The sequence below is a fragment of the Levilactobacillus angrenensis genome, from assembly GCF_003946085.1.
Taxonomy (GTDB): Bacteria; Bacillota; Bacilli; order Lactobacillales; family Lactobacillaceae; genus Levilactobacillus; species Levilactobacillus angrenensis.
Map to the genome: position 1 here is coordinate 215,823 of NZ_RHOB01000001.1, position 6,050 is coordinate 221,872.

The 6,050-nt window shown below is 50.7% G+C and carries 4 protein-coding genes; 2 read left to right on the top strand and 2 right to left on the bottom strand.

Annotated elements, in window-relative coordinates:
- Positions 1-25: 25 nt before the first annotated feature.
- Complete coding sequence (locus EKM83_RS00930) at positions 26-988, top strand: hypothetical protein (protein WP_125574770.1); 963 nt, start codon at positions 26-28, stop codon at positions 986-988.
- A 67-nt stretch (positions 989-1,055) separates the two neighbouring features.
- Here EKM83_RS00930 and EKM83_RS00935 read toward each other — a convergent pair whose 3' ends face one another.
- Together EKM83_RS00935 and lysS are read right to left on the bottom strand one after the other, a co-directional pair.
- The gene (locus EKM83_RS00935) at positions 1,056-2,576 is read right to left on the bottom strand and encodes a UDP-N-acetylmuramoyl-L-alanyl-D-glutamate--2,6-diaminopimelate ligase (RefSeq protein ID WP_125574771.1); all 1,521 of its coding nucleotides are present in this window, start codon (positions 2,574-2,576) and stop codon (positions 1,056-1,058) included.
- Positions 2,577-2,596: 20 nt separating this feature from the next.
- The gene (gene lysS, locus EKM83_RS00940; protein WP_125574772.1) at positions 2,597-4,108 is read right to left on the bottom strand and encodes a lysine--tRNA ligase; all 1,512 of its coding nucleotides are present in this window, start codon (positions 4,106-4,108) and stop codon (positions 2,597-2,599) included.
- A gap of 259 nt (positions 4,109-4,367) precedes the next feature.
- On the opposite strand from lysS, the gene EKM83_RS00945 reads away from it, so the two are divergent.
- Positions 4,368-5,549, top strand: a complete 1,182-nt coding sequence (locus tag EKM83_RS00945; protein WP_125574773.1) for an MFS transporter — start codon at positions 4,368-4,370, stop codon at positions 5,547-5,549.
- Positions 5,550-6,050: the final 501 nt, after the last annotated feature.

Consider the following 6,050-nt stretch of genomic DNA (forward strand, 5'->3'; position numbering starts at 1 on the left):
GCTTCAAGATAGGGGAATGAAAGTAATGGAACAATCAGATTCAACTGCCAAATCGTTGACGCCGGCAGAATTCCTGACGCCGCAACGGTTGGCTTCATTATCGGCTAATCAACAGAAATACGCTGCCGATATTTTGGCGGACGTGTTGCACGTTCGGAAAACGGTCAATATGGCGCAGGGTGACTGGACGCCCCGGCAGGTAGCCGCGACTTTAGCGGCCTTACCAACGATGGTTGATCAGCCGCACCTGTACTTTGTGGCGGTTGTTCCGGTGCTGACGGCTTATTTCAAGGCCCAACAGCTGCCCAATTTGGCGGCCTTAGATGCGGCCTTAAAGGATGCACGGCCGGCCTTGGTCGAAAAACACGCCGACGCTGCCAGTGAACAGACGGCCTATGAGGGCGTGGTGGCCCAAGTTGAACAGTGGGTCCAAGCCATGACGGACCAGGCCGACGTGGCCAACCTGTCACAGCGTGATTTGCAAAACTTCGTGACCATCGTCCACACGACTGCGGAGCTCATGATCACGGGTAAGGGCAAACAACCCCAAGACTGGGACGTCCAAACGCTGAGTGAAATCATGTTTGGCCCGTTCACACACCTGTTGGACGAGGCCGACCGGGTGCCTGCCTTGTTCAACCTGGTTCCCTTTGCGCTGACCACATTGTTCGGCTATTTGGCCGACCAGCAGGAACTACCCGCGGCAGCCGACCTGGAAAAATGGGTCAGCGAGCACCACACGGCGTTGGTCACCATGTACGACCCCAAGTTGGAGAGCTTCTTTGAAGACCTGACCACGGCCATGCAAAATGAAAAGATCGATACCACCGACACCAAAGCTGTAGATGCCTTCACGCAGGAATACCTGCGGGCTCATCCCACGACCAGTCGAGAACTCTTTACGACCGACCGGCAGTTGACCCACAAGAAACACATTAAGCAGATCAAATACAGCCAAAAGAAGCGGCGGAAACGGCGTCGCAAGTAGGCATTTTTCATTAAAAAAGGAGATTGACCATTCCACATTGGGAACGGTCAATCTCCTTTTCAATTACTTATTTTTCATCCGCCAAATCAGCGATCACGTCTTTGGCCACAACTGGGTCAGTGGCGTAAGGGGTATCGACCCCGTTGATCTTCTGGTAGGCGTCTTCACCTTTGCCAGCGAGGACGACCAGGTCGTCGTTCGTGGCGGTGGTGATGGCGTGGCGAATCGCGTCCTCACGTTTGGGAATGATGGTCGTCGTGACCTTATCGTGGTCAATGTGACTGTCAATCTCCTTGGCGATGGCGATGGGGTCTTCGTGACCCGGATCGTCCGTCGTGAGAAACGCAGTATCCGCAAATTGGTTGAGCGCTTTGGCAAAGCCTTCGCGCCGGTCCTCACCCTTATCACCCGTGCTGCCGAGAACGGCGGTTACGTGGTGGTCGGGGAATTGGGTGTGCAAGAAGCGCAACAGCGCGTTCATGCTGCCCCAATCGTGGGCGTAGTCGATGTAAATCGTCCCGTGATGCTGGGTAGTGATGGATTCCATCCGCCCGGGAATCGTGGTGTTAGCCAACCCGTATTGCATGTCCGCCACCTGGGCGCCGGCCAAGCGACTGGCCAGGATTGCTGCCGTGGCATTACTTTGGTTAAAGTCGCCAGGTACGGAAACGTGGTAGTGGTCCGCCAGGTCTTGCAACGCCGGGTTACTAGAGTGGACGGTGAGATCGAACTCACTATCCGTCAGCGTGGCGGTGTTGTTGCCAATCGACAAGGTCGCGTTGGGCTGGTTAAAGCCGTACGTGAAGATGTGATCGGGGTCGGTTGAGACCTTGGCCGCTGAATACACCTCAGCAAAATGGTCCATATCGGCGTCGATGATACAATTACGCGAATTGATCATCAACTGCATTTTGCAGAAGAGGTAGTTCGCGAAGTTCGGGTGTTCGTTGACCCCGATGTGGTCGGGCGAAATATTGAGGAAGAGTCCCACGTCAAATTTCAACCCGTACACTCGGTACAGCAGGTAAGCCTGTGAGGCCACTTCCATGACCAGAACCTTGGCGCCGTTGTCGACGGCCTGGCGCATTTCATGGAAGATGTCGAAGGACTCCGCCGTGGTGAGATGGGCCTTGAACTGGTCTTGCGGCCGCGGACCAATGATGTGATTAATGGTCGAGAACATGGCAACTTGCTTAGGAAACGCATGCGCCAAAATGTTCGTAGTCAAGTACGTCGAGGTCGTTTTGCCCTTGGTTCCCGTATAGCCAATGACGAAGAGGTCATTTTGCGGGAAGCCAAAGTACAGTTGCGCGGCCAGTGACAAGGCTTTACGCACGTCTTTGACCAAGATGACCGGCGTCGCTACGTGATAATCCTGTTCAGCCAGGTAGCAGCTAGCGCCGTTTTGAATCGCTGAAGTTAAATAGTCAACTGAGAAATTAAAGCCTTTGCAGACGAAGAGTCCGTTAGCACTGACCTGGCGTGAATCATAGGCCAGTGAAGCAAAGTCCGTGTCGTCTGATGGTAGCGTTGTGCTCAGAAATAAGTCATGTTCCTGGAGTAACGCAATCAACTGATTTGCTTTCATTTCGTTGCCTCTTTTCGTGCCTAGTCGTTAGGACGCATGGTTGGGAACAGCATAACGTCGCGGATTGAAGCGGCGTCCGTTAAGAGCATCGTCATCCGATCGATACCGATACCCAGACCACCAGTAGGCGGCATCCCGTATTCCATGGCTTCGACGTAGTCCGTGTCGATACCGTGGGCTTCTTCGTTACCAGCTTCACGTTCGGCGTCTTGGGCTTCGAACCGTTGCTTTTGATCGATTGGGTCGTTTAATTCCGTAAAGGCGTTCCCGTATTCGTTGCCGTCGATGTACAGCTCGAAACGGTCAGTGAACCGAGGATCCTTAGGGTTCTTCTTAGCCAGTGGGGAGATTTCAACCGGGTGGCCGTAAATGAAGGTTGGGTTAACCAACGTGTCTTGAACCTTTTCTTCGAAGAAGGCGTTGATGATGTGACCAACCTTCCAGTAAGGTTCCACGTGGATACCGTTGTCGGCGGCTAATTTCTTGGCGTCGTCGTCAGACATTGGTTGCCAGAAATCAATCCCGGTAACTTCCTTGACGGCATCGACCATGTGGACGCGCTTGAATTCGGAATCCAAGTCGATGTCCTTACCTTGATAAGTGACTTGGCCAGAACCGTTGACCTTGTTGGCCACGAAGCGGAAGATGTTTTCCGTCAAGTCCATGACGTCGGTGTAGTCTGCGTAAGCCGTGTAGACTTCGACCATGTTGAATTCAGGGTTGTGCCGTAAGTCGGTCCCTTCGTTCCGGAAGTCCTTGCCCAGTTCGTAGACTTTTTCCATACCCCCAACGATCAGGCGCTTTAAGTAAAGTTCCGTAGCAATCCGCAGGTACAATGGAATGTCAAAGGCGTTGGAGTGGGTCACGAATGGCCGCGCTTCCGCACCACCGGCTTCCGTTTGGAGCACAGGGGTGTCAACTTCCAAGTAGCCTTGGTTATCCAGGTATTCGCGAATGGCCTTCTTGACCTGGGTGACCTTGATGAAGCGGTCAAAGCTGTCGCGGTTAGCAATCAAATCCAGGTAACGTTGACGGTAGATGGTTTCAGGGTTCGTCAACCCGTGGTATTTGTCAGGTAATGGCCGTAAAGCCTTAGATAAGAATTCGAAATCAGTGAAACGCAGGGTGAGGGCGCCGGTGTTGGTCTTGATGATGTAACCCTTAGCACCGATGAAGTCCCCTAAGTCAAGGGTCTTGTACAAAGCGTACTTGTCTTCGCCCAGTTCATCTTGGCGAGCGTACCCTTGGATGACACCAGTTCTGTCGAGCAAATCGATAAAGCCGGCCTTGCCACTGCCACGCTTACCGGTAATCCGACCCGCAACAGCAACATAATGTTTGTCTTCCATCAGCTCTTCTTTATCGTACTTATCGTATTTCTCGACAAGTGTCTTACTGTTGTCAGTTCGATCGAAGCGGTGACCGAAAGGCGCGATGCCCTGTTCTTGTAAACTATTCATTTTATCCCGACGGACCTGCATCTGATCGTTCAGATCGGCCGGCGTGGCATTATTATTTTTGCTGTTACCCATGTTGTGTCCTCCTATTAAGTATTGATTCAAAGTGACAATGAATCCAGACCTCCCTTAAATTTAGTTGATTTCGGCCGAATAAGCAAGCCATAAAGCGGAAACAACCGAATGAAGGCGTTTACAACGAATTTCGACAGTTAATTTGACCAACAAAATTGAAAATTTGTCTAACGCATTTTTGAAATTCCCTTTCGGCACCCCCATTCGGCATGATAGACTTAGCACAATATCTGAAGCTAAAGGAGGCGGCAACAACGTCATGGTAAAACTGATTCGAAAGATGTGGCCATTACTGGTGCTGGGATTTCTGGTGAATACGGCGTACAGCGTGATGTGGCCGCTAACGACAATCTATCTGCACGGTGACCTGCATTTGAACCTGGTCCAAAGCGGACTGGTTCTAGCAGCCTACTCGGGGTGTAACGTGCTCGGCGGTTATCTGGGCGGTGTGTTAACTGATCGCTATTCGGCGCGCCGCGTGGGGGTCGGCATGTTACTCGCCTTGATCGTAGACGCCGGGGCCGGGTTCTTCTGGAATGGCCTGATTGGTTATCCCATCGTGCTGGTCATCTTCGGGCTACTGACCGGGGGCATGTTGACATTGATCACGGCCATGACCGCCCAACTGAGTCATTTGGATGGTCGGCTCTTTAATCTGTTGTATATCTTCATTAATGTTGGCTTAGTCGTCGGGACCGCTAGCATTGGGATTCTCTATCACGGCAGCTTACGACCCATCTTTGTCTTGCTCTTGGGATGCTACGTGCTCGCAGCAATCTTATGGACAGGACATGCGCGCCACTTCGAACGTCAAGCTAGCCAGCAGGCTGTGTATGAGACAGCCGCCAGGTCATCGGCAGCACCGGTGGCTACCGGTCACTTGTCTCGCGGGCAACTGGTAGTCATTCTCTTGAGCTTGGTCTTCATGTGGGTGACGTACGCCCAGTGGATGAGTAACGTCTCGGTCTACATTCAAAATGAAGGCTTGGGGATCAAGCTCTACAGCACGCTGTGGGTCTACAATGGGGTGTTACTGATTATTGTGCAAGCGTTGATGGCAAAGTTCAGTCGTAGCAAGGGATTACCCTGGCAAATTTTAATTGGTTTGGTGGCCATCGGTGGCTCGTTTCTTCTATTAAGTAACCACTCAGGTGTCGCTATCTTATTTGTCGCCATGACGTTACTGACAATTGGTGAAGCCATCTACGTTCCCGGAGTCCCGGCCTTGATCAATTTGTATACGGTTGGGAATGAAGGCAAGTACCAAGGACTCGTCAATGCATTTTCCTCCTTAGGTAAAGCTCTGGGACCAGTTATTGGTGGGGTAGTGATTGCCCAGTTCAGCTCGTTCCCGGTTTTATTTTGGCTGTGTGCTGTGGTTGATGGCATAATTGCGGCTGGTTTCCTAGTGGGAGTCATTTCCGGATTACAAAAAGAATAATATGTGATGCGAACCATCTCCAGGCGTGCCCTGGCAAAACGGCCGGTTAACTCGGCCGTTTTTTGTATTTTCACAACAACCATTCGGCTTTGAAAATAATTTACATTTTCTGCGTTTTTTAGTTGACGGTAGGGGTTGTGGTTGGTATAGTTATATATGTTGTCACGGCGATTCACCAACTAGACCAATTCAATGAGTTGAAAATAGTTGTTGACAAAGATGGTGACAAAATGTTATATTAATTAAGTTGTCGCTTCTTGATAACGAATCAACGAGAAACGTTGTTAAATCAAACTTCTTGTTGACATCAAATCAGTTAAATGATATGATGATTAAGTTGTCTGCGAGAGCGGATGACATGGTAGACCTTTGAAAACTGAACATTGTTTCGACAAACCAAATATGTGTAGGGCGGTTTGATACTTGGTATCAAACCCAAACAATATTTGCGAAGTCAATTCGCTTTTAAAAATGTAACAACAATCGATGAGCTATTCAAGC

Bases quoted from the DNA above. Each gene is read 5' to 3' on its own strand.
- EKM83_RS00930 (WP_125574770.1), top strand. From the start codon at position 26: ATGGAACAATCAGATTCAACTGCCAAATCGTTGACGCCGGCAGAATTC.
- EKM83_RS00935 (WP_125574771.1), bottom strand. From the start codon at position 2,576: ATGAAAGCAAATCAGTTGATTGCGTTACTCCAGGAACATGACTTATTT.
- lysS (WP_125574772.1), bottom strand. From the start codon at position 4,108: ATGGGTAACAGCAAAAATAATAATGCCACGCCGGCCGATCTGAACGAT.
- EKM83_RS00945 (WP_125574773.1), top strand. From the start codon at position 4,368: ATGGTAAAACTGATTCGAAAGATGTGGCCATTACTGGTGCTGGGATTT.